21 protein-coding genes and 1 riboswitch are annotated in these 25,387 nt (G+C 72.2%); of the genes, 11 read left to right on the top strand and 10 right to left on the bottom strand.

Going from position 1 to position 25,387, the window contains the following annotated elements:
* Positions 1-11: 11 nt before the first annotated feature.
* The 7 genes from ABD126_RS22245 to hutI all read left to right on the top strand — a co-directional run bounded on the left by ABD126_RS22245 (position 12) and on the right by hutI (position 8,249).
* A complete protein-coding gene (locus ABD126_RS22245; protein ID WP_343935804.1) occupies positions 12-491 on the top strand; it encodes a SigE family RNA polymerase sigma factor in 480 nt (159 codons plus the stop codon).
* Positions 488-1,453, top strand: coding sequence for a hypothetical protein (locus ABD126_RS22240; protein ID WP_343935803.1), 966 nt, complete (start codon positions 488-490; stop codon positions 1,451-1,453). Before ABD126_RS22245 ends, ABD126_RS22240 begins: the two co-directional genes overlap by 4 nt.
* A gap of 78 nt (positions 1,454-1,531) precedes the next feature.
* Positions 1,532-3,037 carry a histidine ammonia-lyase gene (gene hutH / locus ABD126_RS22235; RefSeq protein ID WP_343935802.1) on the top strand — a complete coding sequence of 502 codons (1,506 nt, stop codon included), beginning with the start codon at positions 1,532-1,534 and terminating at the stop codon, positions 3,035-3,037.
* Positions 3,037-4,680 (top strand): urocanate hydratase, encoded by a 1,644-nt coding sequence (gene hutU / locus ABD126_RS22230; RefSeq protein ID WP_343935801.1) that lies wholly within the window; start codon positions 3,037-3,039, stop codon positions 4,678-4,680. The genes hutH and hutU overlap by 1 nt, the downstream gene beginning before the upstream one ends.
* The gene (locus ABD126_RS22225; protein ID WP_343935800.1) at positions 4,673-5,848 is read left to right on the top strand and encodes an allantoate amidohydrolase; all 1,176 of its coding nucleotides are present in this window, start codon (positions 4,673-4,675) and stop codon (positions 5,846-5,848) included. The genes hutU and ABD126_RS22225 overlap by 8 nt, the downstream gene beginning before the upstream one ends.
* The gene (locus tag ABD126_RS22220) at positions 5,845-7,107 is read left to right on the top strand and encodes a formimidoylglutamate deiminase (RefSeq protein ID WP_343935799.1); all 1,263 of its coding nucleotides are present in this window, start codon (positions 5,845-5,847) and stop codon (positions 7,105-7,107) included. The genes ABD126_RS22225 and ABD126_RS22220 overlap by 4 nt, the downstream gene beginning before the upstream one ends.
* A complete protein-coding gene (gene hutI, locus ABD126_RS22215; RefSeq protein WP_343935798.1) occupies positions 7,104-8,249 on the top strand; it encodes an imidazolonepropionase in 1,146 nt (381 codons plus the stop codon). The genes ABD126_RS22220 and hutI overlap by 4 nt, the downstream gene beginning before the upstream one ends.
* A 29-nt stretch (positions 8,250-8,278) precedes the next feature.
* Here hutI and ABD126_RS22210 read toward each other — a convergent pair whose 3' ends face one another.
* Both ABD126_RS22210 and ABD126_RS22205 read right to left on the bottom strand, forming a co-directional pair.
* Complete coding sequence (locus ABD126_RS22210) at positions 8,279-8,704, bottom strand: hypothetical protein (RefSeq protein WP_343935797.1); 426 nt, start codon at positions 8,702-8,704, stop codon at positions 8,279-8,281.
* Complete coding sequence (locus ABD126_RS22205) at positions 8,701-10,002, bottom strand: O-antigen ligase family protein (RefSeq protein WP_343935796.1); 1,302 nt, start codon at positions 10,000-10,002, stop codon at positions 8,701-8,703. Before ABD126_RS22205 ends, ABD126_RS22210 begins: the two co-directional genes overlap by 4 nt.
* Before the next feature lie 327 nt (positions 10,003-10,329).
* Here ABD126_RS22205 and ABD126_RS22200 point away from each other — a divergent pair, with 327 nt between their 5' ends.
* Entirely contained in the window at positions 10,330-11,040 is a 711-nt protein-coding gene (locus ABD126_RS22200; protein ID WP_343935795.1) for a HEAT repeat domain-containing protein, read from the top strand.
* An 86-nt stretch (positions 11,041-11,126) separates the two neighbouring features.
* Here the strand turns inward: ABD126_RS22200 and ABD126_RS22195 are convergent, their stop codons facing one another.
* Together ABD126_RS22195 and ABD126_RS22190 are read right to left on the bottom strand one after the other, a co-directional pair.
* Positions 11,127-11,309 (bottom strand): DUF6104 family protein, encoded by a 183-nt coding sequence (locus ABD126_RS22195; RefSeq protein WP_343935794.1) that lies wholly within the window; start codon positions 11,307-11,309, stop codon positions 11,127-11,129.
* 6 nt (positions 11,310-11,315) lie between these two features.
* Positions 11,316-14,987, bottom strand: coding sequence for a multifunctional oxoglutarate decarboxylase/oxoglutarate dehydrogenase thiamine pyrophosphate-binding subunit/dihydrolipoyllysine-residue succinyltransferase subunit (locus ABD126_RS22190; protein WP_343935793.1), 3,672 nt, complete (start codon positions 14,985-14,987; stop codon positions 11,316-11,318).
* 416 nt (positions 14,988-15,403) lie between these two features.
* On the opposite strand from ABD126_RS22190, the gene ABD126_RS22185 reads away from it, so the two are divergent.
* Entirely contained in the window at positions 15,404-15,763 is a 360-nt protein-coding gene (locus tag ABD126_RS22185; protein WP_343935792.1) for an ArsR/SmtB family transcription factor, read from the top strand.
* On the top strand, positions 15,760-16,254 hold the full coding sequence (locus ABD126_RS22180) for an SRPBCC family protein (protein ID WP_343935791.1): 495 nt from the start codon (positions 15,760-15,762) through the stop codon (positions 16,252-16,254). Before ABD126_RS22185 ends, ABD126_RS22180 begins: the two co-directional genes overlap by 4 nt.
* A 175-nt stretch (positions 16,255-16,429) precedes the next feature.
* Here the strand turns inward: ABD126_RS22180 and ABD126_RS22175 are convergent, their stop codons facing one another.
* The 6 genes from ABD126_RS22175 to ald form a co-directional block, all read right to left on the bottom strand.
* Entirely contained in the window at positions 16,430-20,194 is a 3,765-nt protein-coding gene (locus ABD126_RS22175) for an ABC transporter ATP-binding protein (RefSeq protein WP_343935790.1), read from the bottom strand.
* 180 nt (positions 20,195-20,374) lie between these two features.
* Complete coding sequence (locus ABD126_RS22170) at positions 20,375-21,250, bottom strand: ABC-2 transporter permease (protein ID WP_343935789.1); 876 nt, start codon at positions 21,248-21,250, stop codon at positions 20,375-20,377.
* Positions 21,250-22,452 carry an ABC transporter ATP-binding protein gene (locus tag ABD126_RS22165; protein ID WP_343935788.1) on the bottom strand — a complete coding sequence of 401 codons (1,203 nt, stop codon included), beginning with the start codon at positions 22,450-22,452 and terminating at the stop codon, positions 21,250-21,252. Before ABD126_RS22165 ends, ABD126_RS22170 begins: the two co-directional genes overlap by 1 nt.
* A gap of 48 nt (positions 22,453-22,500) precedes the next feature.
* Complete coding sequence (locus ABD126_RS22160) at positions 22,501-22,887, bottom strand: hypothetical protein (RefSeq protein ID WP_343935787.1); 387 nt, start codon at positions 22,885-22,887, stop codon at positions 22,501-22,503.
* Between the two features lie 5 nt (positions 22,888-22,892).
* Positions 22,893-23,075 carry a hypothetical protein gene (locus ABD126_RS22155; RefSeq protein WP_041315353.1) on the bottom strand — a complete coding sequence of 61 codons (183 nt, stop codon included), beginning with the start codon at positions 23,073-23,075 and terminating at the stop codon, positions 22,893-22,895.
* Between the two features lie 381 nt (positions 23,076-23,456).
* Entirely contained in the window at positions 23,457-24,563 is a 1,107-nt protein-coding gene (gene ald, locus ABD126_RS22150; RefSeq protein WP_343935786.1) for an alanine dehydrogenase, read from the bottom strand.
* Positions 24,564-24,763: 200 nt separating this feature from the next.
* A riboswitch (glycine riboswitch) is annotated at positions 24,764-24,855 on the top strand.
* 147 nt (positions 24,856-25,002) lie between these two features.
* On the opposite strand from ald, the gene gcvH reads away from it, so the two are divergent.
* Positions 25,003-25,383 (top strand): glycine cleavage system protein GcvH, encoded by a 381-nt coding sequence (gcvH, locus tag ABD126_RS22145; protein ID WP_343935785.1) that lies wholly within the window; start codon positions 25,003-25,005, stop codon positions 25,381-25,383.
* Positions 25,384-25,387 lie beyond the last annotated feature (4 nt).

The following is a 25,387-nucleotide window of genomic DNA, read 5'->3' as shown; positions in this document are numbered from 1 at the left end:
ATTGGAGGGGTATGACGACCAGCTTCGAGGACTTCGCGGCCGGCCAGGTCACCCCGTTGCTGCGCTACGCCACCGTGCTGACCGGCGACCCGCACCTCGCCCAGGACGTGGTGCAGGAGTGCCTGCTCCGGGCGCAACAGCGGTGGGCGCGCATTGGCGGGCTCGACGCGCCGGCGGCGTACCTGAAGCGGATGGTCACCAACGAGTACCTCTCGTGGCGCCGCCGCCTCAAACCGCACGTGCCGCTGACCGAGGTCGATCCCGGCACGGCCGACCCCACCGACCACTACGACGTGCGCGACGCGATGCTGCACGCCATCGCCAAGCTGCCGCGCAAGCAGCGCGCGGCGGTGGTGCTGCGCTACTACGAGGGCTACGACGACCGCGAGATCGCGACCACCCTCGGCTGCTCCCAGACCACCGTCCGCAGCCACATCTCCCGCGCGCTGGCGACCCTGCGCGCGATCGACCGGGTGAAGGAGGCACTGTGACCGACACCGAGAGCCTGATCCGCGACGCACTGCTGCGCCAGGCCGAACGCACCCCGCCGCCCGGTGGCGTGCTCGCCGCGCTGCACCGACCGCGGCGCAGCCGCAAACCCCTGTTCCTGGCGCTGGCCACGGCCGCGACCGCCACGGCGGTGGCCGTCGCCGTCACCGCCATCCCGCGCCCCGCGCTGGACCAAGCCTCACCGGGCGCGGCCTCGTCCGAGGTGCCGACCAACGACAAGCCGGTCATGACGACCACGTCCCCGGCGCCCGTCGGCGACACCGCCTCGCTGGGGTACTCCGTGTCCTGGGTGCCGGAAGGGGTGACCGAGCGGCAGCGCAACTTCGGCGCCTACGGCGTCCAGCGGCTGTGGGGCGAGAACAGCGGGTTGACCGGCAAGTCGGTCACGTTCGACGTGCAGGCCGACGGCGAACTACCCGGCACGGCGACCGACCCGGTGCACGGGGCGCCCGCCTCGCTCACCGAGGACACCCTCCACTGGCGGCTCGGCGGGAAGCTGCTGAGCGTCCAGATCAAGGGTGTGCCCGACGTGCCCGCCGCGCTGCGCCGGTTCGCCGAGTCCGTCCGGCCGGACCCGACGACGTTCACACCGCCGGTTCGCGCCGAAGGCCTCACCATTTGGGGCTGCCTCGTGCGGGACTCGGGTGACTGGTCGGTCGGCGGTGTGGTCGAACGGGGCGAGCAGAAATACAGCGTCGGGCTGGCCACCGCGAAGACGCCCCCGCTGTGGGAGGTGACCACGACGACCCAGCTCACCGTCATGGGCCACCCGGCGGTGTACGAGGACGGCCGGTACAGCTCGCTGACCGTGACCCTGGCGCCCGACCGGCTGCTGGGCATCTCCACGCTCAAGGACGTCCACGTGCCTGCCGAGGAGTTGGCCGCCGTCCTGGAGACGGTGCGCTACGAGCTGAACCCGGACATGTCCTGGATCGGCCGCTGACCCACCCGTCTGGGATACCAGACACGATCGGCCCGCTCCGGCTCGTGCGGAGCGGGCCGTCGCGTTGTGATGGTGCACATGCAGCAACCGGTGCACCTGGGTCCGAAGCCCCTGACCCGCGAGGACGTCCACGCCGTCGCCCGCGGCGACGCGCCCGTGGCGCTCACGGACGCGGCCCGCGAGGCGGTCACCACCGCCCGTGCGCACATCGAGCGCCTGGCGACGGCCGAAAAGCCCACCTACGGCGTCTCGACGGGGTTCGGCGCGCTGGCGGTGCGGCACATCCCGCCAGACCGCCGCGCGGCCCTCCAGCAGTCCCTGGTCCGCTCGCACGCCGCGGGCGCCGGGCCGGAGGTGGAGCGCGAGGTCGTCCGCGCGCTCGTCCTGCTCCGGCTGAAGACCCTCGCGAGCGGCCACACCGGCGTCCGGCTGGAGACCGCCGAGGCGATGGCCGCCATGCTCAACGCGGGCATCACGCCGGTGGTCCACGAGTTCGGCTCGCTGGGCTGCTCGGGCGACCTGGCCCCGCTGTCCGCCGCCGCCCTCGCCCTGACGGGTGAGGGGTACGTGCGGGACGCGTCGGGCGAACTCGTCACGGCCGGGGAGGCGCTGCGCGCGGCGGGGATCACGCCGGTGAAGCTGGCCGAGAAGGAAGGGTTGGCGCTGATCAACGGCACCGACGGCATGCTCGGCATGCTGGTGCTCGCGATCAAGGACCTGCACCACCTGCTCGACGTGGCCGACCTGACCGCCGCCATGAGCGTCGAGGCCCTGCTCGGCACCGACCGCGTGTTCGCCGCCGACCTGCACGCCCTGCGCCCGCACCCCGGCCAGGGCCGCAGCGCCCGGCGCATGGCCGAGCTGCTCGCCGGCTCCGAGATCATGGAGTCGCACCGCGGCCCGGACTGCACCCGAGTCCAGGACGCCTACTCGCTGCGCTGCTCGCCCCAGGTGCACGGCGCGGCCCGGGACACCGTGGCCTACGCCGAGACCGTGGCCGACCGCGAACTGGCCTCGTCCGTGGACAACCCCGTGGTGCTGCCGGACGGCCGGGTCGAGTCCAACGGCAACTTCCACGGCGCGCCCGTCGCGTACGTGCTGGACTTCCTGGCCATCCCGGTCGCGGACGTGGCGAGCATCGCCGAGCGCCGCACCGACCGGATGCTCGACGTCAACCGCTCGCACGGCCTGCCGCCGTTCCTGGCCGACGACCCGGGCGTCGACTCGGGCCACATGATCGCCCAGTACACGCAGGCCGCGATCGTGTCCGAGCTCAAGCGCCTGGCGGTGCCCGCGTCCGTCGACTCGATCCCGAGCAGCGCGATGCAGGAGGACCACGTCTCCATGGGCTGGTCCGCCGCGCGCAAGCTGCGCAAGGCCGTGGACGGGCTGCGGACCGTGCTGGCGATCGAACTGCTGACCGCCGCCCGCGCGCTGGACCTGCGCGCACCCCTCAAGCCGGCGCCGGCGACCGCCGCGGCCGTGGCCAAGCTCCGCGAACTCGTGCCGGGTCCCGGCCCGGACCGCCACCTGGCCCCCGAGATCGCCGCCGCCGAAGACCTGATCCGAAGTGGAGCCCTCTGATGGTGCAAGCCGACCGTGGCACGCAGCTGACCGCCCGCAACTGGCAGACCGAGGCCGCGCTGCGGATGTTCCACAACAACCTCGACCCGGCCGTGGCCGAGCGCCCCGAGGACCTGGTGGTCTACGGCGGCACCGGCAAGGCCGCCCGCGACTGGCCGAGCTTCCACGCCATCAGTCGGGAGCTGGCGTCGCTCAAGGAGGACGAGACGCTGCTGGTGCAGTCCGGCCGTCCCGTCGGCGTCATGCGGACCCACGAGTGGGCGCCGCGCGTGCTCATCGCCAACTCGAACCTGGTGCCGGACTGGGCGAACTGGCCCGAGTTCCGCCGCCTGGAGGCCGAGGGCCTGACCATGTACGGCCAGATGACGGCCGGCTCGTGGATCTACATCGGCACCCAGGGCATCCTCCAGGGCACCTACGAGACGTTCGCGGCCGTGGCGCGCAAGCGGTTCGGCGGCACGTTGAAGGGCACGCTGACCGTCACCGCGGGCCTGGGCGGCATGGGCGGCGCGCAGCCGCTGGCCGTCACCATGAACGAGGGTGTCGCGCTGTGCGTCGAGGTCGACCGGCACCGCGCCGAGCGCCGCGTCGAGACCCGCTACCTGGACGAGATCGCCGACGACATCGACGACGCGATCGCCCGCTGCCTCAAGGCGAAGGCCGAGGGCCGCGCGCTGTCCGTGGGCCTGATCGGCAACGCCGCCGAGGTGCTGCCCGAACTGCTGCGCCGCGAGGTGCCGGTGGACGTCGTCACCGACCAGACCTCCGCGCACGACCCGCTGGCCTACCTGCCCAAGGGCGTGGCGGTCGAGGACTGGCACGACTACGCCGAGAAGAAGCCGGACGAGTTCACCGACCGGTCCCGCGAGTCCATGGCCGAGCACGTCGAGGCGATGGTCGGCTTCCAGGACCGCGGCGCGGAGGTGTTCGACTACGGCAACTCGATCCGCGGCGAGGCCAAGCTCGGCGGCTACGAGCGGGCGTTCGACTTCCCCGGCTTCGTCCCCGCCTACATCCGGCCGCTGTTCTGCGAGGGCAAGGGCCCGTTCCGGTGGGCCGCGCTGTCCGGCGACCCGGCCGACATCGCCAAGACCGACCGGGCGATCCTGGAGCTGTTCCCGGAGGACGAGCAGCTCGCGCGGTGGATCAAGATGGCCGGCGAGCGGGTCGAGTTCCAGGGCCTGCCCGCGCGGATCTGCTGGCTGGGCTACGGCGAGCGGCACCTCGCGGGCCTGAAGTTCAACGAGATGGTGGCCTCGGGCGAGCTGTCCGCGCCGATCGTGATCGGCCGCGACCACCTCGACTGCGGGTCGGTGGCCTCGCCCTACCGGGAGACCGAGGCGATGGCCGACGGCTCCGACGCCATCGCGGACTGGCCGCTGCTCAACGCCCTGGTCAACACCGCCTCCGGCGCGACCTGGGTGTCCATCCACCACGGCGGCGGCGTCGGCATCGGCCGGTCCATCCACGCCGGCCAGGTGACCGTGGCGGACGGGACCGAGCTGGCGGCGCGGAAGATCGAGCGGGTGCTGACCAACGACCCCGGCATGGGCGTAATCCGGCACGTGGACGCGGGCTACCCCGAGGCCGCGGCGGTCGCCGCGGACAAGGGCGTGCACATCCCGATGGCGCACAATGACTGACCTCGCGGACATCGCGTCGGTCGGCCGGGACGCGCGGCGCGGCGGCTACTCGCGGCACGGCTTCGACCGCGCCGAGATCGAGCTGCGGCAGTGGTTCACCGAGGAGGCCACGCGGCGCGGGCTGGACGTCCAGCCCGACCGCAACGGCAACCTGTGGGCGTGGTGGGGCAAGCCGGGGCCGGGCGCGGTCGTGACCGGCAGCCACCTGGACTCCGTGCCCGGCGGCGGCGCGTTCGACGGCCCGTTGGGCGTGGTCTCGGCCCTGCAAGCCATAGACCTTCTCCGCGCTAAAAATTTTAGTCCGGTGAAGTCAATTGCTTTGGTCGTGTTCGTGGAGGAGGAGGGCGGGCGCTTCGGCGTCGCCTGCCTCGGGTCGCGGCTGATGACCGGGGCGATCTCGCCGGAGGCGGCGTGCAAGCTGACCGACCCGGACGGCGTGAGCTTCGGCGAGGCCGCGCACAAGGCCGGGTTCGACCCGTTGCGGATGGGGCGGGACGACCAGGCGCTGCGCAGCATCGGGCAGTTCGTGGAGCTGCACGTCGAGCAGGGACGCGGACTGGACGTGCCGGTCGGGCTCGCGTCCTCGATCCTGGCGCACGGGCGGTGGCGGTTCACCTTCACCGGCGAGGGCAACCACGCCGGGGCGACGCTCATCGAGGACCGGCGCGACCCGATGCTGCCCGCCTCCCAACTCGTCCTGGCGGCGCGGCGGGCGGCGACCGGTGGCGCGCGGGCGACCGTCGGCCGGATCGTGCCGAACCCCGGCGGCACCAACGTGATCGCGTCTTCGGTGGACGTGTGGTTGGACGCCCGCGCCGGCGACGACGCCCGCACGCGCGAGGTCGTGGAGGCCATCAGCAAGGCGGCCTACGCGGCGTCGGTCGAGGAGGGCTGCGAGGTCCGGGTCACCGAGGAGTCCTACGGCGACACCGTGCACTTCGACAGCGCGCTGCGGGACGAGATCTCCGGCGTGCTGGGCGGGGTCCCGGCGCTGCCGACCGGCGCGGGCCACGACGCGGGCATCCTCGCCGGGCACGTCCCGACCGCGATGCTGTTCGTGCGCAACCCGACCGGCGTGAGCCACGCGCCGGCCGAGCACGCGGAACCCGACGACTGCGCGGCCGGCGTGGTCGCGCTCGCCTCGACCCTGGAGCACCTGGCCGGATGAAGAGCTTCTGGTGCGAGCGGGCGTGGCTGCCGGACGGCGTCGCGTCCCGAGTTCTGGTCCGGGCGGACCGGGGGAGGATCGTATCCGTGTCCACTGTGGACACGATTCCGCTGGGCTGCGAACGCCTGTACGGCATGGTGTTCCCGGGTTTCGCCAACGCCCACTCGCACGCTTTCCACCGCGGCCTGCGCGGTCGGACGCACGGCGACGGCGGCACGTTCTGGACGTGGCGCGACCGCATGTACGAGCTGGCGTCGTCGCTGACGCCCGACTCGTACCTGCGGCTCGCGCGGGCCGTGTACGCCGAGATGGCGGTGGCCGGCGTGACGGCGGTGGGGGAGTTCCACTACCTGCACGACGGCGGCAACGAGATGGGCGAGGCGCTGCGGCAGGCCGCGCTGGACGCCGGCCTCCGGATCACCCTGTTGGACGCTTGCTACCTGGCCGGTGGCATCGGGCAGCCGGTGAGCGGCGTGCAGGAGCGGTTCTCCGACGGCACCGGCGAGAAGTGGGCCGCCAGGGTGTCCGACCTGCGCGAGGACGACAACACGAGGATCGGCGCGGCCATCCACTCGGTGCGCGCTGTGCCACGTGAAACGTTGTCGCTGGTAGCGGGCGCGTTCCCCGAACGGCCGCTGCACGTCCACCTGTCGGAGCAACCTGCGGAGAACCAGGCGTGCCTGGACGCCTACGGCCTGACCCCGACCGAACTGCTGGCCGAGGCGGGCGCGCTGTCACCCCGGTTGACCGCCGTCCACGCCACCCATCTGTCCACTTCGGACATCTCGGCGCTCGGAAGCGCCGGTGCGGGCGCGTGTTTCTGCCCCACCACGGAAGCGGACCTGGCCGACGGCATCGGCCCGGCCCGCGAGCTGGCGGACGCGGGCAGCCCGCTGTCGCTGGGCAGCGACCAGCACGCGGTGGTGGACCCGCTGCTGGAGGCGCGCGGCCTGGAGCACGGCGAACGCCTGCGCACCGGGCAGCGCGGCCGGTTCGCGCCCGCCGAACTGGTGGCGGCGCTGACCAACCACGCCGCACTCGGCTGGGCCGCCGGTCGCATCGAGGTCGGGCTGCCGGCGGACCTGGTGGCGGTGCGGATGGACTCGGTCCGCACGGCCGGGTGCGCGGACGAGCAGGTCGTGCTGGCCGCCACCGCCTCCGACGTGTCGGTGGTGGTGTCCGGTGGCCGGGTCGTGGCCCGGAACGGGGTCCACGAGACCCTCGGTGACGTGGGCAGGCTGTTGACGGAGGCGCTGTGAGCACCCTGATCACCAACATCGGCGAGCTGACCACCAACGACCCGGACCTGGGGCGGCTGACCGACGCCGCGCTGGTCCTGGCGGGCGGCGAGGTCGCGTGGGTGGGTTCCGCCGCGAATCCCCCGGCCGCCGACACCCGCGTGGACGTCGAGGGGCGTGCCGTGCTGCCCGGCTGGGTGGACAGCCACACGCACCTGGTGTTCGCGGGCGACCGGACCGCCGAGTTCGAGGCGCGGATGGCCGGGAAGCCCTACACGGCGGGCGGCATCGCGACGACGGTGAACGCCACCCGGGCGGCCTCGGACGACGAGCTGGCGGCGGTGATCGCGCGGCACGTGGCCGAGGCGGTCGCGCAGGGCACCACGTACGTGGAGACCAAGACCGGGTACGGCCTGACCGTCGAGGACGAGGTCCGGTCGGCGCGCATCGCGGGGGAGCACGCGGACGAGGTGACGTTCCTGGGCGCGCACCTGGTGCCGCCGGGGGCGGACGCGGACTCCTACGTGGCCCTGGTCGCCGGGGAGATGTTGGACGCGGTCGCGCCTTTTGTGCGGTGGGCGGACGTGTTCTGCGAGCGGGGGGCGTTCGACGAGGACCAGTCGCGAACGGTCCTGAAAGCCGCCGCCGCTCGCGGGCTGGGCCTGCGGGTGCACGGCAACCAGCTCGGCGAGGGTCCGGGCGTGCGGCTGGCGGTGGAGCTGGGCGCGGCGAGCGTCGACCACTGCACTTACCTGTCCACTTCGGACATCGAGGCGCTGGCGGGTTCGAACACCATCGCGACCCTGTTGCCGGCGTGCGACCTGTCCACCCGCCAGTCCCTGCCGCCGGCCCGGGAACTGCTGGACGCGGGCGCGACCGTGGCGCTGGCGAGCAACTGCAACCCGGGCAGCTCGTACACGACGTCCATGGCGTACTGCGTGACCACGGCCGTGTTGCAGATGCGGATGACGGTCGAGGAGGCGGTCCACGCGGCCACCCGGGCGGGCGCGCTGGCGCTGGACCGCGCCGACCTCGGGCACCTGGCGGTGGGTGCGCGGGCGGACGTCCACGTGCTCGACGCGCCCAGCGCGACCCACCTGGCCTACCGCCCCGGCGTGCCGTTGACGCACGCCGTGTGGCGGAAGGGTGAGCGCGTCCGGTAGGCCCTGGCCGGGCCCACCGGGGCGCCGGGTCAGCGGACGATCTCGATCTCGCGGTCGTCGGTGACGTAGCCGGGGCCGGAGACGTACATCGACGCCGACGCGAACGCGGTGCCCCTGCGGAACGCCTCGCCGTTCGCGGTCGGGGTCAGCTCGATCGTCTGCGCGGTGCCCGTGCAGGTCACCGGGCTCTTGTAGTCGCTGCCCGTGGCCACGCCGCCGCCGGACCGCTGGGTCACCGTGAGGTTGACCGAGGTCGGGTAGCCGGCGGGGCACACGATGGTGACCGACACCCGCACGGCCGCGCCGCGCGCCTCCAGAATCGCCGGGGACTCGACTCTGACCGCGCCCAGCGACGGCGACTGGGCGGCTACGTCGGCGCTGCCGGGCAGCACGGACGCGAACACGGCCGCGCCGGCCACGGCCACCACGGCGGCGATCTTCGGGAAGGTCTTCACGTGTTCTCCTTCTCTGGCGGATGAGGTGGAGCAGCCAGGCCCACCAACAGCCCGGCGGTCAGCAGGACGACGGGCAGGTGCCACAGGAAGTCGAACCCGCTGTGCACCACCAGGGCCGCCAACGCGGCGACCGCCCCCGCCCACGGCCCGGCCGCCCGCCGCCGCACGGTGAGCACCACCGCGACCAGCAGGCACGCCACCAGACCGAGTCCGATCGCGCCCAACTCGACGAGCACCTGCAGGTACTCGTTGTGGACGTACCGCATCACGCGCGCGTCCCCGTCCGCCCGCGTCCACACGAACCAGCCGCGCCCGGGTCCGACCCCGATCACCGGGTGCGCGGCGGCCAGCCGCAGGGCGGCGTCCAGCGCACCCTCGCGGTCCGGCGAGGCCAGCGTCAACCGCCCGGCCAGCAGCGTCTCCAGGCGCGGCGCGCCGAACACCCCGGCGGCCACGCACGCGACCGCCAGCACGGCGACCCGGACCCGGCCACCGGTCCGTTCGAGCAGGTGGGCGCCCGAGACGCCGACCACGAGCCCGGCGACGGCGAGCAGCACCTGCGCGGGCCGTGCCACCGGGAACGAGGGCGCCAGCGCAGCCAACGCGACCAGCGCACCCACCGCCGGCGCGGCGAGGTTCCCGAGCACCTTCCGCGGCCCGGCAACGACACAGGCCACGACCAGCGCCACACCGAGCGCGATCACGCCGGCCCGGCTGAGCGTCGCGCCCAGCCCCACCAGCAGCAGGCACACGAGCGGCGCCTTCTTGCCGCCGACCACGGCGAACACGGCGAGCGCGGCCAGCAACGCGGCGGCGGCGTTGGGGTAGGTCAACGTGGAGGAGCCGCGAGCCAACCCGTCCGCCACCACCGACCAGGACGGGACGCGCCACACCACGGCGGCCCAGCCGGTGACCCCGACCGCGACCCCGACCCAGACCAGGACGTCCCCGCACGACTCCCGGGCCCGCTCCGGCGCTTGCCGCACCACGACGACCCCGGCCACCAGGCACCCGACCGCCGCGACCACGGGCAGCCCGGCCACGAGGTCCCCGGCCAGCCCGCCCCGGACCAGCGCCCACGACGCCAACGCCCCACAGGCCAACACCACGGGCCCGCGCAGCGAGTTCCGATCAGTGGTCACAGCGAGCAGGAGGGCGGCCCCGGCCAACACCCCGGACAACACCCGGCCAGGCAGGTAGTACCCGCCCTGGGCGACGACGGCGGCGGCGACGGCCCCGAGGAGCAGCAGAACAGGCGGCGCCAAGGCGACCTCGCCGCGCGCGCGAACACCCCCCATGCAAGGCCCTCCCCAGCCTCGACCCCGCCACCGGGGCAGCGGGTTGCGGGGATCCTAACCGGTGAATCACCCGATCGGGGTTCATTGCGGACAACGGGACACGAAGAGCGCAAGGCCAACCGCAGCCCGCCGCCGCGGTCGTGCGGGGTGGGGGTGGTGTGATGTGCACGGCGGGTGGGCCAGCTTGTCCGCGTGCGACCCTGGCGGACGTGGACGCCAAGGCAGGGGGGAATGGTCATGGATGAGGGTTCGGCGCGGGCCGGGGTGGGTTCAGCGCTTGACGCGATCGTCAGCGGTGGGCCGGCAGAACGTGAGCGGGCCGCCAACGTGCTTGTCGACGCACCCGACGCAGAGTTGGACGCGACGCTGCTGCGATCGTTCGACCTGGCCTGCGCCGACGGCGACCGGGCCCGCGCCGAGCTCATCAGCAGGATCCTCGCGGAACGAGACCCCGACCGCGACCCGGTCTACACCGTGCAGCTCCGCGACGGTCACGCGAACCTGCGGGAACGCGCACCGCGGATGGCGGCCCTGCTGGAGTGGTTGAACGGTGAGTTCCCCCTGGGCACGGAGGAATGGGGCTTCCCCAGACTGCGGCGCCTGGAGCCGGTGCGGCGCTACGCCGAGCAGTTGGCGCGAGCCGGGTTGATCGCTCGCTGCGCCGCCGCGGTGGGGTTGGGCGACACCGCGGACCCCGCCGCACTGCCCGTTCTGGCAACGGCACTGCGGGACCCGCATCGCACGGTCCGGGCGACCTCCGCGCAAGCCGTTCGTCGGCTGTGGGCGGCGCTGCGGGGTGAGGTCGACCTGGAACCGGTGCGTGAACCGCTCGTGGACCTGCTGCGGGATCCCGCCCGCTCCGTGCGCCTGGAAGCGGCGCGGACCCTCTGCGTGGTGGGCGAGGTCGAACCCGTCCGGGCCGCCCGCGACCGCCTGTCCCGGTGGAGCCGGCGGGACCGACAGGAGATGCGGGCGATCCTGTCGGGCGAGATCCCACCGCTGCCGAAGACCTGGATCGGTGAGCGGCCCGGTGGCTGACCCGTCGAACGTCGCCTAGCCGGTTGAACGCGGCGAGGGGCACCTGTCGCAAGACAGGTGCCCCTCGCCGCGTTCGAACCCGGACTTCAGTCCTCGAAGTCGTCCTGGTCGTCACGCGCCAGGTAGGTCGCGAACCGCTCGATCGCCGTCTCGAACTCCGGGTTCGCGTCGACGAACGAGCGCAACCGGTCGGCCAGCCAGGCGAGGGTCACTTCTTCCTCGCCCCGCCGGCTCTCCAGCTCCTCGATGCCGCGATCGGTGAAGTACATGCCGGCCTACTCGAACGCCTTCGCGATCAGCTCGCGCTGCTCGACCTCGTGCACCTTGGACGAACCGGCCGACGGCGCGGCCATCGGGCGGCGCGACACGCGCTTGAGGTTGAACCGCGTGGGCAGCAGTTCCGGCAGGGCCAGGCCCAGGAACGGCCACGCGCCCTGGTTCGCCGGCTCTTCCTGGACCCAGCGCAGCTCGGTCGCGTTCGGGTAGCGCTCCAGCGCCTCCGTCAGCTTCCGCGCCGGCACCGGGTAGAGCTGCTCCAGGCGGACCACGGCGGTGTCGGTGCGGCCCAGCTTCTCCTGCTCCGCGACCAGCTCGTAGTACACCTTGCCGCTGCACAGCAGCACGCGCTTGACCGCCGACGGGTCGCCCGCGCGGGCGTCGTCGATGACCGAGTTGAAGCGGTCCTCGACGAAGTCCTCGACCGGGGACGTCGCGGCCTTCAGGCGCAGCATCGACTTCGGGGTGAACACCACCAGCGGCCGGTTCACGCCGTCGAGGGCGTGGCGGCGCAGCAGGTGGAAGTAGTTCGCCGGGGTCGACGGCACGGCGATGGTCATCGAGCCCTCCGCGCACAGCTGGAGGAAGCGCTCGATGCGGCCGGACGTGTGGTCCGGGCCCTGGCCCTCGTGGCCGTGCGGCAGCAGCAGCACGACGTCCGAGCGCTGGCCCCACTTCGCCTCACCGGACGAGATGAACTCGTCGATGATCGGCTGCGCGCCGTTGACGAAGTCGCCGAACTGCGCCTCCCACAGCACCAGCGCGTCCGGGTTGGCCACCGAGTAGCCGTACTCGAAGCCCAGCGCCGCGAACTCCGACAGCACCGAGTCGTAGACCATGAACTTGCCCTGGTCCTCGGAGAGGTGCTGCAACGGGGTGTACTCGTCGGACTTCTTGCGGTCCACCAGCGTGGCGTGCCGCTGCACGAACGTGCCGCGCCGCGAGTCCTGGCCGGCCAGGCGGACCGTGCGGCCCTCCAGCACCAGCGAGCCGAACGCCAGCAGCTCGGCGAACGCCCAGTCGATGCCGCCCTCGCGGGCCATCTTCGCGCGCCGCTCCAGCACCGGCTTCACGCGCGGGTGGGGGGTGAAGCCCTCGGGCAGGTCCACGTGCGCGTCGGCGATCTTCTCGATCGTCTCGCGCGGGATGCCGGTCGGCAGCTTGGTCGGGACCTGCTGCTCGGCCTCCACCGACGGCGACGCCTTGATCGGGTGCTTCTCCAGCTCGCGCACCTCGTTGAAGACGTGCTCCAGCTGCGAGGAGAAGTCCTGAAGGGCCTTCTCGGCCTCCTCGACGGAGATGTCGCCGCGGCCGATCAGCGACTCGGTGTAGATCTTGCGCACCGAGCGCTTGGTGTCGATCACGTCGTACATCGCCGGCTGCGTCATCGAGGGGTCGTCGCCCTCGTTGTGGCCGCGGCGGCGGTAGCAGACCATGTCGATCACGACGTCCTTGTTGAACGCCTGCCGGTAGTCCACCGCCAGCTTCGCGACCCAGTAGCACGCCTCCGGGTCGTCGCCGTTCACGTGGAACACCGGCGCGCCGATCATCTTCGCCACGTCGGTCGAGTACTTCGACGAACGCGAGTGCTCGGGCGCGGTGGTGAAGCCGACCTGGTTGTTCACCACGACGTGCACGGTGCCGCCGGTGCGGTAGCCGCGCACCAGGGCGAGGTTCAGGGTCTCGGCCACGACGCCCTGGCCCGCGAACGCGGCGTCGCCGTGCAGCGCGACCGGCAGCACGGTGAAGCCCTCGCCGCCCTTGTCGAGCATGTCCTGCTTGGCCCGGACGATGCCCTCCAGCACCGGGTCCACGGCCTCCAGGTGCGACGGGTTCGCGGTCAGCGACACCTTGGTCTCGCCGTCGCCGAACATCCGGAAGTACTTGCCCTCGGCGCCCAGGTGGTACTTGACGTCGCCGGAGCCGTGCGCCTGGCCCGGGTCGAGGTTGCCCTCGAACTCGCGGAAGATCTGCGAGATCGGCTTGCCGACGATGTTGGCCAGGACGTTCAGCCGGCCGCGGTGCGGCATGCCGATGACGACCTCGTCCAGCTCGTGCTCGGCGGCCTTGTCCAGCACCGCGTCCAGCAGCGGGATGACCGTCTCGCCGCCTTCCAGCGAGAACCGCTTCTGGCCGACGTACTTGGTCTGGAGGAACGTCTCGAACGCCTCGGCGGCGTTGAGCTTGGACAGGATGTACTTCTGCACGGTGGCCGGCGGCTTCTCGTGCGGCACCTCGACGCGCTCCTGGATCCAGAGGCGCTCCTCCGGGTCCAGGATGTGCATGTACTCGACGCCGACCGTGCGGCAGTACGAGTTGCGCAGCACGCCCAGGATGTCGCGCAGCTTCATCCGCTCCTGGCCCGCGAACCCGCCGACCGGGAACTCCCGGTCCAGGTCCCACAGGGTCAGGCCGTGCGACAGGACGTCGAGGTCCTGGTGGCTGCGCTGGCGGTAGTTCAGCGGGTCCGTGTCGGCCATCAGGTGGCCGCGGGTGCGGAACGCGTCGATCAGCTCGATGACGCGGGCGGTCTTGTCGACCGCGCCCTCGGGGATGTCGGCGACCCAGCGGATCGGCTCGTAGGGCAGCCGCAGCGACGTGAAGACGTCGTCGTAGAAGCCGTCCTCGCCCAGCAGCAGCTGGTGGATGCGCTTGAGGAACTCGCCGGACTCCGCGCCCTGGATGATGCGGTGGTCGTAGGTCGAGGTCAGCGTGATGATCTTGCTGACGCCCATCTCGACCAGCGCCTGCTCGCTGGTGCCCTGGAAGTGCGCGGGGTACTCCATCGCGCCGACGCCGATGATCGCGCCTTGGCCTGCCGTCAGGCGCGGCACCGAGTGGTTGGTGCCGATCGTGCCCGGGTTGGTCAGCGAGATCGTGGTGCCGGAGAAGTCCTCGGTGGTCAGCGAGCCGGACCGGGCCTTGCGGATCAGGTCCTCGTAGGCCTGCCAGAACTGCGTGAACGTCATGTTCTCGCAGCCCTTGATGGAGGCCACCACGAGCGAGCGGGAGCCGTCCTTGCCGGGCAGGTCGATCGCGAGGCCGAAGTTCACGTGCTCGGGCGTGACCACGAACGGCTTGCCGTCGACCTCGGCGTAGTGCCGGTTCATGTTCGGGTACGCGTGCAGCGCCCGCACCACCGCGTAGCCGATCAGGTGGGTGAAGGAGACCTTCCCACCGCGGGTCCGCTTGAGGTGGTTGTTGATCACGATGCGGTTGTCGGCCAGCAGCTTCGCGGGCACGGCGCGCACGCTCGTCGCGGTCGGGACGGTGAGCGACAGCTCCATGTTCTTCGCGATCGCCGCCGCCGCGCCGCGCAGCTGCTTCTGCTCCGCGCCGGCCGAGGGCTGCACCGGCGTGGCCTTGGCGGCCTGCGCGGGCGCCGGCTTCGCGGGAGCGGCCTGCTGCGGCTTCGCTGCGGGCTTCGCGGGCTGCGGCTTGGTCGCGGTGGCCGTCGGGGCCGCCGTGCCGTTGTCGGTGGCCGCGGTGGTGGTCGTGGACGCCGCCGCCGTGGCCGCGCCGTTGCCCGACCGCTGCGTCGACTTGTAGTCGGCGAAGAAGTCGTGCCAGGCCGGGTCTACGGACGACGGGTCGGCGAGGAACTGCTCGTACATCTCCTCGACCAGCCACTCATTGGGGCCGAACTGTGAAGCAGGACTGCTGCTGGACACGGCTGGCGCTCGCCTCTATCCATCTCGCTCTTGGTAATGACTCACTCATGGTCAGGCTAGTCCCCCGTCTGGTGCAGTTCATACACAGGAGGGGCCGGGCAAGGAGTGCTCGATCACAGGATCGATCCCGAGGTCGGTCACGTTATGGGTGCTTGAGCTGTTCTTGAGGTATCAGCCCAGGTCCGTCTCGTTCGGTGCGCCCTTGTGAGGTGCCGTGGCGTCGAGGATGCACCACCCGTCCGGCGCATCGCGCGGTGACGTGGCGAGCGCCACGGTTTCCCTGGTCGTCACCGGCCCGTCGCGCGCTGTTTGGGTGGTGCGTGGTGCTTGACCTGCATGTTCAACGAGATGGTTGACAACGGTGTGGTGTGGTCGTACGGTTTGTTCAACCGAGAGGTTGAGTAAGGAGAACGGCAGTGGAGGACCGGCTTTCGCGGGTGTTCGCGGCTCTGGCGGACCCCATTCGGCGCGACATGGTCGCCCGGCTCGCGGTGGCGGACGCCACCGTGAACGAGCTGGCCGAGCCCTACGCCGTGACCGTGCAGGCGGTGTCCAAGCACCTCAAGGTGCTGGAGGACGCCGGACTGGTCAGTCGGAGTCGGCAGGCCCAGCGGAGGCCCGTGCACCTGGAAGCGGAGGTGTTCGACCTGATGACCAAGTGGATCGAGCGCTACCGGCGGGAGGCCGAGCAGCGTTACCAGCGGCTCGACGCCGTCCTCGCCGAGCTGGCGGCGGACGAGCCGGACACCCGGACCCGGAAGGAAGACGCGTCATGAGCACCACCACGCACCACGAGACCACCATCGCGGCCCACCCCGAGCTGCCCACCATCGAGATCGTGCGCGAGTTCGACGCGCCGCCCGCGGCGGTGTTCCGGGCGCACGTCGAGCCGGAGCTGGTCAAGCGCTGGCTGGGCCCGCGCGGGCTGGAGATGGAGGTCGTCACCTGGGACGCCCGCACCGGCGGCGAGTACCGCTACGTGCACCGCGACCAGCAGGGCGAGTACCGCTTCTACGGGTCGTTCCACGAGATCCGGCCGGCGGAGCGGATCGTGCAGACGTTCACCTGGGAGGGCTACCCGGACGGGGTGAGCCTGGAGACCCTGACCCTGGAGGACCTCGGCGACGGCCGCACCCGGCTGCGCGGGGTGAGCGTCTTCGAGAGCACGGAGGCCCGCGACATGGCGGTGTCGAGCGGCATGGACACCGGCGTCATCGAGGGCTACGAGCGGCTGGACGACCTGCTGGCCGAGCAGCCGGCGAAGTGACCCGTCCCAACCCGCCCGGACGCCCCCACGGCGCGCCGGGCGTGTTGGCGTGCCGACGAGGGGCCGGCACGGCCGCGCAGCGGTGAGGCGGGGGCGGGGTTGGCGCGGGGCGGGACGGTCGGCGGGGCTGGGTGGTCGGCGGGGCTGGGCGGTGTGGCGCGGTGGCGGGGGTCGGTCAGCGGCTCGGTGTCGGTGTCGCGCGGTCGGAGGTGTCCGCGGTGTGCGTGGCGGTGCTGTGGGACCACAGGCGGGCGTACAGGCCGCCGGCTGCCAGCAACTCGTCGTGGGTGCCCTGTTCGGCGATGCGGCCCTCGGACAGCACCACGATCCGGTCCGCCCGCGCGGCTGTCGCCAGGCGGTGGGCCACCACGAAGGTCGTCCGGGAGCCCGCGAGGTGGTCGCCGGCCGCCAGGACCGCCGATTCCGTCGACGGGTCCAGCGCCGCCGTCGCCTCGTCGAGCAGCAGCAGGGACGGCTGGACCAGCTCGGCCCTGGCCAGGGCGATCAACTGCCGCTGCCCGGCCGACAGGTTCTGGCCCCGTTCGCCCACCTGCTGGTGGAACGCCGAAGGCAGCGACGCGACCGTGTGCAGCGCCCCGACCGAGCGCACCGCCCGCTCCACCTCCGCCCGCGACGCCGCCGGCCGGCCGTACGCCACGTTGTCCGCCACGTCCCCGCCGAACAGGTGCGCCTCCTGCGGCACGACGCCCAGGTGCCGCCGGAACTCGCCCAGGTCGTACCGGCGGACGTCCACGCCGTCCACCAGCACCTGCCCGTCGGTCACGTCGTAGAACCGGGCCACCAGCTTCACCAGCGTCGACTTGCCCGCTCCCGTCTCGCCCACCAGCGCCACCGTCTCGCCCGGGGCCACCCGCAGCGACACGCGGTCCAGCGCCGGGCGGGACGTGCCGGGGTAGGCGAACGTCACGTCGCGGAGTTCGACCTCGCCGCGCAGGCTCGGCACCGCGACCGGCTCCGGCGCGGGCGGCACGCTGGTCGGGGTGCGCAGCAGGTCGCCGATCCGGCTCAGGCCCACCCGCGCCTGCTGGTACCCGTCGAACACGCCCGACAACTGGTACAGCGGCGCGAAGAACAACCCCAGGTACAGCACGAACGCCAGCAGCACGCCCGGCGACAGCGTCCCCTCGGCCACCCGGTACGCGCCGACCACCAGGATCGCCGCCTGCGCCACCCCCGACAGCAGCGCCAGGAACGGGAAGTACGTCGCGATGTACCGCTGCGCCCGGATGCGGGACCGCCGGTAGGCGTCGCTGCGCTCCGCGAACGCCTCCGCCGAGCGCGCCTCCCGCGTGTACGCCTGCGACACCCGCAGCCCGGTCACGTTCTCCTGGAGGTCCGCGTTGACCGCGCTGATCCGCTCCCGCGCCTGCGCGTACGCCCGCGACGACAGCCGCTGGAAGATCACCGTCGCCACCGCCAGCACCGGCAGCACGGCCAGCGCCACCAGCGCCAGCGACGGGTCGGTCACCACCAGTGCCACCGCGATGCCCACCACGGTCAGCACGCTGATCACGAACGTGGTCAACCCGGTCTGCAGGAAGCTCGACAGCGCGTCCACGTCCGTGGTCATCCGGGTCATGATCCGGCCGGCCATCTCGCGCTCGTAGTAGTCCAGCCCCAACCGCTGGAGGTGCGCGTAGCTGCGCACCCGCAGCAGGTAGAGCAGCCGTTCACCGACCCGCGACGTGACCACGGTGCCCGCCGCCGCCGACACCCACCCCAGCGCCACCAGCACCAGCCCGATCCCCGCCGCGAGCCACAGCCACCGGGCGTCGTGCCCCAGCACGCCCCGGTCCACGCCCAGCCGGACCAGGTTGGGCAGCAGGATCGCCAGCGCCGAGTCGACCACCAGCAGCCCGCCCACGCCGACCATCGCCCAGCGCACCGGCCGCAGCAGGGTGCGCAGCCGGAAGCCCGGGTCGGGCGCGCGGGGGTCCTCGCCGTGCAGCACCGGCTGCTCCAGCGCCGGCGGCAGCGCGTGCACCCGCTCCATCAGCTCGGGGGTGGGCGGTGTGCCGCCGAGCAGCGCGGACGTGCCGCCGCCGCCGCGCGGACCCTTGGGCACCCGGGCCGCTCCCGCCGCGCGGTTCGCCGCCCGCACGGCCAGCTCGTCCTCGTCCGACGACGGCCACAGCTCCGGCGTCACCCCGTCCGGACCGGGTTCCAGCGCCACGTCCGCGCGCGGGTCCACCTGCTCGATCGCCTCGCCCGGACCGGCCAGCAGCTCCCGGTACAGCGGGCACCGCTCGTGCAGCTCCTCGTGCGTGCCCACGTCGACCACCCGGCCCGCGTCCAGCACGGCGATCCGGTCGGCCAGCGCCAGCGACGACCGCCGGTGCGCGATCACGATCGTCGTCCGGGTGGCTGTGACCTGCGCCAACGTGTGGTGGATCGCCGCCTCGGTGGCCGCGTCGACCGCCGACGTCGCGTCGTCGAGCACCAGCACCCGCGGGTCGGACAGCAGCGCCCGCGCCAGCGCCACCCGCTGCCGCTGCCCGCCCGACAGCGTCAGCCCGCGCTCGCCGACCACCGTGTCGTACCCGTCGGGCAGCGCCGAGATGAACCCGTGCGCCTCGGCCGCCCGCGCCGCCGCCTCCACCTGCTCGTCGGACGCGTCCGGCAGCCCGTAGGCGATGTTGGCCCGCACGGTGTCGGAGAACAGGAACGCCTCCTCGAACACCACCCCCACCGCGCGCCGCAACGACTCCAGCCGCAGCTCCCGCACGTCCACCCCGCCGACCCGGATCGCGCCCGCGTGCACGTCGTAGAACCGGGGCAGCAGCAGCGACACCGTCGACTTGCCCGACCCCGCCGTGCCCACCACGGCCAGCGTCTCGCCCGGCGCGACCTTCAGCGACACGTCCGACAGCACCGGCTCGCGGCGCGTGTACCCGAAACCCACCTGGTCCAGCTCCACCGACACCGCGCCGGAGGGCACCTCCGCCGACCCGTCCACCACGTCGGGCTGCGAGTCGATCAGCTCGTACACCCGCTCCACGCCCGCCCGCGCGAGCTGCGCCGTCACCATCAGGCTCGACAGCAGCCGCGTCGGACCGACCAGGTTCGCCACGTAGGTCGCGAACGCCAGGAACGTGCCCAGCGACACGTCACCGCGCAGCGCCAGCCACCCGCCCAGCGCCAGCACCGCGACCTGCCCCACGAACGGCAGCGCCGTCAGCGTCGCGGTGGGCCGGGACGTGAGCCGCGCGGCCCGCATCCGCTCGGCGAACAGGACCTGCGCCCGCTCCTCCAGCCGCGCGACCTCGCGCTCCTCCTGCCCGAACCCCTTGACCACCCGCACGCCGGTGACGGTCTCCTCGACGTGCTGCGCCACGTCCGCCGCCCGTTGCTGCGCCGACCACGTGGCCGGGAACAGCGTGAGCCGGCTGCGCCCCGCCACCAGCGCCACCGCGGGCACCACGACCAGCGCGATCAGCGTGAGCAGCGGCGACAGCCAGAACATCGCCACCAGCGCCGCCAGGGCGAACACGACCGTGCCGAACGCGAGCGGTGTCATCGACAGCAGGCTGTTGACCAGCTGGAGGTCGGTGATCGACCGCGACACCACCTGCCCGGTGCGCAACGCGTCCTGCTTGGGCCCGTCCAGCCGCTGCACGGCGTGGAACACGGCCTGCCGCAGGTCGTGCTGCACGTCCACGGCCAGCCGCCCGCCCAGGAACCGCCGCACGAACGCCGTGCCGAACGTCAGCAGCTCCAGGCCGACGAGCACGGCGGCGAGCACCGCCAACCGGTCGGTGCGTCCCGCCATCGCGTCGTCCACCGCGAGCTTGATCAGCAGCGGGCCGACGGCCTGGAGACCCACCCCGACGACGGCGGCCAGCACCGACCACACCACGAGCGCCCGGTGCTTCCAGCAGGCGGTGGCGAGGCGGCGGATCCAGCCCTGGCGAGTAGTCACGCCACCAACCCTAGGTCGGACCCGCGAGGCCGCGTCGGCCTGTCGCGCCGTCCTTCCCGCCGATGACGCTCTTCGATCGGCGGGAAAGACGGCGCGTTGGGCCGACTTTCCGGCGGCCTCGCCCGCCGCGACGGAGTCGCGGCGGTTCAACACAGCCACGAGCCCGTCAAGATCACTGGATCAGGTGATGTCCTTGCGCTGAGTAGCCGCCCAGCCGCCCAGGAAGAAGATCGTCGTCCACACCAGGAAGATCAACCCGCTCAGCCACCAGTCGAACGCGCCCAGCGCGCCCGCGGAGAACCGGATCCCTTCCAACAGGTCGTCGGGCACCACACCGGCCGACGACAGGAACAGCGACGACGCCACCGAGCCGGTCAACCCGTTCGCCGCGCCGTTGGGCAGGAAGCCGATGACCTGCGACAGACCCTGGATGCCCAGCACGATGTGGATGCCGTTCTCGACGATCAGAATGTAGAGCAGCAGCACCACGGTGGTGCCGACGACGCTGGTCAGCAGTGCCCCGACGCCCACGCCGAACATCGTCATCAGGATCGACGACAGCACGCCCACGCCGGCCAGCGCGAGCCACCCGGCCGCGTCGGGCAGCGCGTTCGCGTCCGAGGTGATCGCGATGCCGATGCTCACCGACGCCACGATCGCGATGCCGTAGATCGCGCCCCACAGGACGTAGACCACCAGTTTCGCGCTCAGCGCCGACACCCGGTTGGGCGCGGTCAGGAACGTCGTGGTGATCGTCTTGCGGTTGATCTCGTTCGCGATCGCCAGGCCGCCGAAGATCATCGGGAAGATGGTGGCCACGTTGATGCTGCGGGCCATCCCGAACAGCGACACCTTCCACTGCGACGGGTCGATGCCGATGACCTCGGTCAGCGCCTCGGCCTCGGTGGAGCTGAGGGCGTCCATCAGGCCCTTGCCGATGAGCCCCGTGACCAGCGCCCAGCCCAGGGCGATCAGCACGGTCGGGATCATCAGGCCCCACCACAGGTTGGTGGTGGTCGTCTTGCGGAACTCCGACTTGATCAGGTTGCCCAGCATCACGCGCCGCCCCCGAGTCCGCCCTGGCCCTGACCCTGCTGGTACGGGTTCTGCTGCTGGTACGGGTCGGGTTGCTGCGGGTAGCCCGGCGGTGGTGTCGGCGGTTGCTGGTGACCGGGCGGGAGTTGCTGCTGGTGGCCCTGCGGCGGGGTCTGGTAGCCCGGCTGCTGGTAGCCCTGTGGCGGGGTCTGGTGACCCGGCTGCTGGTAGCCCGGCGGCGGGGTCTGGTAGCCCGCCGGCGGCGCGTAGTACCCGCTGCCCTGCGGGTGCCCCGCGTACTGGTTCGGGCCCGACGCCGCGAACTGGCCGTTGGTGAGCCGGAAGAACAGCTGCTCCAGGTCGGCCTTCTCCTCCTGGATGCCGTAGATCGACACGCCCGCCTTCAACGCGAGGTCGGCGACCTGCTTGCTCTCCACGCCGGTCACCGCGAGCCGGCCGTCCGGCAGCTGCTCCAGCGCCGTCACGCCGTCCGCCTGCAACGCCGCGACCAGCGCGCCCGTGTCGGACGGCTGCACCAGCACCCGGCTGCGCTGCGAGTCGCGCAGGTTGGCCAGCGGCCCGTAGTACATGGTCTGGCCCCGCGAGATGATCACCACCTGGTCCACGGTCTGCTCGACCTCGGCGAGCAGGTGGCTGGAGATCAGCACCGTCCGCCCGCTGCGCGCGAAGGACTGCAGGAACGACCGCAGCCACGCGATGCCCTCCGGGTCCAGGCCGTTCGCGGGCTCGTCGAGGACCAGCACCTGCGGGTCGCCCAGCAACGCGGTGGCCAGCGCCAACCGCTGCTTCATGCCCAGCGAGAAGCCGCCCGCCTTGCGGTCGGCCGCCTGACCCAGGCCGACCAGGCCCAGGACCTGGTCGGCCCGCTGGTCCGGCACGCCGATCGCCGACGCGTACACCCGCAGGTGGTCGCGGGCGGTGCGCTTGGGGTGGAAGCCCTGCGCCTCCAGCACCGCGCCCACGACCCGCGCCGGGTTGCCGAGCTGGTGGAACGGCCGGCCGTTGATCAGGCCTTGGCCCGCGGTCGGGGTCACCAGGCCGAGCAACATCCGCAGCGTCGTCGTCTTGCCCGCGCCGTTCGGTCCGAGGAAGCCGGTCACGGACCCCGGTTCCACCGTGAAGCTGAGATTCTGCACCGCTGCGACCGGACCGAACTGCTTGGTCAAGCCCTGCACCACGATGCGGCCACTGCCGTCGTGCACGCGTCCCTCCTGGATAGCGCCTGTGCGCGCCATCCTGCCTCAGGAGGGTCAGTCGGGGAGGGCATGTCGCGGTTTCGACACCACGACCGGGATCTCGGTGGTCGGCTCGCTGTCGAGGCGGCCGGTGTCGTGCCGGAACGGGTTGCGCAGCGGCTTGCGCCGCTCGCGGTGCGGCAGGCCCTCGCCGATCAGGTGCTGGTGGGCCATGTTCCACACCTGGCACGGCCACTTCCGGTGCCGCAGCACGCCGGGGCAGGCGCGGCAGCGGCCGTCGGAATCGGGCTGGTGCACGGTCAGCAGCAGCCGCCAGCAGTCCGCCAGCCGGTTGATCTCGGCCCGCGCCAGCGGCACCAGCGCCTCGGCGGCGCCCCGCTCGACGACCTCGTCCAACTGGGCCAGCCGGCGCAGCACCGCGGCGCGCAATGTCTCGTCCACCTCGCTCACATCCTGTCGGCGGCCTGGTCCAGCAGGCGGTGCAGCCTGCGGGTCTGGGTGACCGACATCACAGCCGACTCGCCCGGCGGCGCGACCAGCAGGACCCGGTCGTCCTCGACCAGCACGGTCATGGACCGGTCCCGGCCGAAGGGGTCGTGGCAGTCGATCCAGCCCTGAGGTTCAGCCATGTGCGCTCCGATCGGAGGGTGTGGCATGCGGCGGCGACGACGCCACGCGAGCGGACGAACCCGCTGCGTGACGACGGGGGGTTCCGCTGTGAGCATCGGCCGACCGGGCGTCGTGACTTACCCGTTACCCGCCGAATTCACTCGATTGCTTGAGGAAGGACACAGAACGTGTCCTGTTGGGTCAAGAATTGCGCGCAGATGGCTGGGGTGGCTGGGCACGGCCCGCCGGACCCCGCTAGGATTGGTGCTGCGCGACCCGCTCCCAGTGACCCCCAGGCTGGTTGAGCGGGTCGCGTTTTTCGTGCCCGAAGAGGCGAGAAGACGCGAGAAGGGGCGCCCACCGTGCTGGTGGACGCCCCTTCTTCATGGGATCGGCGTTCTCTAGGCCTCGAACGCCGTGTAGGTCAGGTCGTGCGCCTGCGCGACCGGCTCGTTGGTGAGCAGGCCGTCGTGCACGTTCAGGCCCAGGGCCAGGGACTTGTCCGCGCGCAGCGCCGCCTGCCAGCCCTTGTCGGCCAGGGCCACCGCGTAGGGCAGGGTCACGTTGGTCAGCGCGTAGGTCGAGGTCCGCGGCACCGCGCCCGGCATGTTCGCCACGCAGTAGAAGACCGACTCGTGCACCTGGTAGGTCGGGTCGGCGTGGGTGGTCGGGCGGGAGTCGGCGAAGCAGCCGCCCTGGTCGATCGCGATGTCCACCAGCACCGAGCCGGGCTTCATCTGCGCCACCAGCTCGTTGGACACCAGCTTCGGGGCCTTCGCGCCCGGCACCAGCACCGCGCCGATGACCAGGTCGGCCTCGCGCACGGCCTGCTCGACCGAGTAGCGGTTGGACGTGACGGTGCGCAGCTGCCCGCGGTAGAGGGCGTCGATGTGGCGCAGCCGGTCCACGTTGGTGTCGAGGATCTCCACGTCCGCGCCCATGCCCACCGCGATGGTCGCCGCGTTCAGGCCCGCCACGCCGCCGCCGATGACGACCACGCGCGCCGGGTGCACGCCGGGCACGCCACCGGGCAGCACGCCCCGGCCGCCGGACGGCTTCATCAGCGAGAACGCGCCCACCTGCGGCGCCAGCCGGCCCGCCACCTCGGACATCGGGGCCAGCAGCGGCAGCGCGCCGTTCGCCGTCTGCACGGTCTCGTAGGCGATCGCGGTCGTGCCGGACGCGATCAGCGCCTCGGTCAACGGCCGGTCCGCCGCCAGGTGCAGGTAGGTGAACAGCGTCTGGCCCTTGCGCAGCAGCGGGTACTCCCGCGCGATCGGCTCCTTGACCTTGAGCACCAGGTCGCCCTCGGCCCACACGTCCTCGGCGGTGGCCAGGACCTTCGCACCGGCGGCGAGGTACTCCTCGTCGGTGATGGCGGACCCGAGCCCCGCGCCCGCCTCGACGAACACGTCGTGGCCGCGCAGGGTCAGCTCGTGGGCGCCGGCGGGGGTCAGCGCGACGCGGTACTCGTGGTTCTTGATCTCGCGGGGTACTGAGATCCGCACGGTGGGGCTCCTTCAGCCGTTGTTACGCCAAAGGTCCGGTACTCCGAATCCACTGTCATCGTGCGAGCGGCACTAACCGGCAGGGGTCGGTTTGTGTTGAGTGAACAAGACTGGACGCGCGTTGACACCCGTCACGCCGACGACCTAGCGTGCTCGCGACCGCCCAACTGAACATCGGCCGCGGCGCCCTCCCGGGCGCCGGAACCCGAGCGGGAGAGTCCCCGGCACGTCCGGGGCGCCGAAGGAGCAAGTACCCCGCACACTCTCAGGCAACGAGAACCGCTCGGGCGAGGCGACTCTGGAAAGCGTGCTCACGCGCGCACCCACGGTGCAAGCTGTGCCTGATCGACGGTTCCACCGTCGCGACGCCGCACAGCGAAGCTCTCAGGTCCCAGGACAGAGTGGGGATCCGACCGACCGTGGCTTCAGGAGCGCTGACATGACTTTTCCGGAGAACCTGCTCTACACCGCCGAGCACGAGTGGGTCGACTGGGCGCCGGGTACCCAGGACCCCGTGGCGGTCGGCATCACCTCCTACGCGGCGGAGTCCCTGGGCGACATCGTGTTCGTCCAGCTGCCGAACGTCGGCGAGCGCGTGAAGTCCGGCGACGTGTGCGGCGAGCTGGAGTCGACCAAGTCCGTGAGCGACCTGTACGCGCCGGTCAGCGGCGAGGTCGTGGAGGTCAACCAGGCCGCCGCCGACGACCCGTCGCTGATCAACAACGACCCGTACGGCGCGGGCTGGCTGTTCAAGGTGCGCGTCGAGGACGCGACGGGCCTGCTCACCGCCGGCAAGTACGCGGAACTGACCGGGGACTGACCCG

The sequence above is a fragment of the Saccharothrix mutabilis subsp. mutabilis genome (genome assembly GCF_039521145.1).
GTDB classification, from domain to species: Bacteria; Actinomycetota; Actinomycetes; order Mycobacteriales; family Pseudonocardiaceae; genus Actinosynnema; species Actinosynnema mutabilis.
The sequence above is the reverse complement of the archived record's forward strand: the minus strand, read 5'-3'. Positions and strand labels throughout refer to the sequence as shown.

Bases quoted from the DNA above. Each gene is read 5' to 3' on its own strand.
- ABD126_RS22245 (WP_343935804.1), top strand. From the start codon at position 12: ATGACGACCAGCTTCGAGGACTTCGCGGCCGGCCAGGTCACCCCGTTG.
- hutH (WP_343935802.1), top strand. From the start codon at position 1,532: ATGCAGCAACCGGTGCACCTGGGTCCGAAGCCCCTGACCCGCGAGGAC.
- hutU (WP_343935801.1), top strand. From the start codon at position 3,037: ATGGTGCAAGCCGACCGTGGCACGCAGCTGACCGCCCGCAACTGGCAG.
- ABD126_RS22225 (WP_343935800.1), top strand. From the start codon at position 4,673: ATGACTGACCTCGCGGACATCGCGTCGGTCGGCCGGGACGCGCGGCGC.
- ABD126_RS22220 (WP_343935799.1), top strand. From the start codon at position 5,845: ATGAAGAGCTTCTGGTGCGAGCGGGCGTGGCTGCCGGACGGCGTCGCG.
- ABD126_RS22205 (WP_343935796.1), bottom strand. From the start codon at position 10,002: ATGGGGGGTGTTCGCGCGCGCGGCGAGGTCGCCTTGGCGCCGCCTGTT.
- ABD126_RS22195 (WP_343935794.1), bottom strand. From the start codon at position 11,309: ATGTACTTCACCGATCGCGGCATCGAGGAGCTGGAGAGCCGGCGGGGC.
- ABD126_RS22180 (WP_343935791.1), top strand. From the start codon at position 15,760: ATGAGCACCACCACGCACCACGAGACCACCATCGCGGCCCACCCCGAG.
- ABD126_RS22170 (WP_343935789.1), bottom strand. From the start codon at position 21,250: ATGCTGGGCAACCTGATCAAGTCGGAGTTCCGCAAGACGACCACCACC.
- ABD126_RS22155 (WP_041315353.1), bottom strand. From the start codon at position 23,075: ATGGCTGAACCTCAGGGCTGGATCGACTGCCACGACCCCTTCGGCCGG.
- gcvH (WP_343935785.1), top strand. From the start codon at position 25,003: ATGACTTTTCCGGAGAACCTGCTCTACACCGCCGAGCACGAGTGGGTC.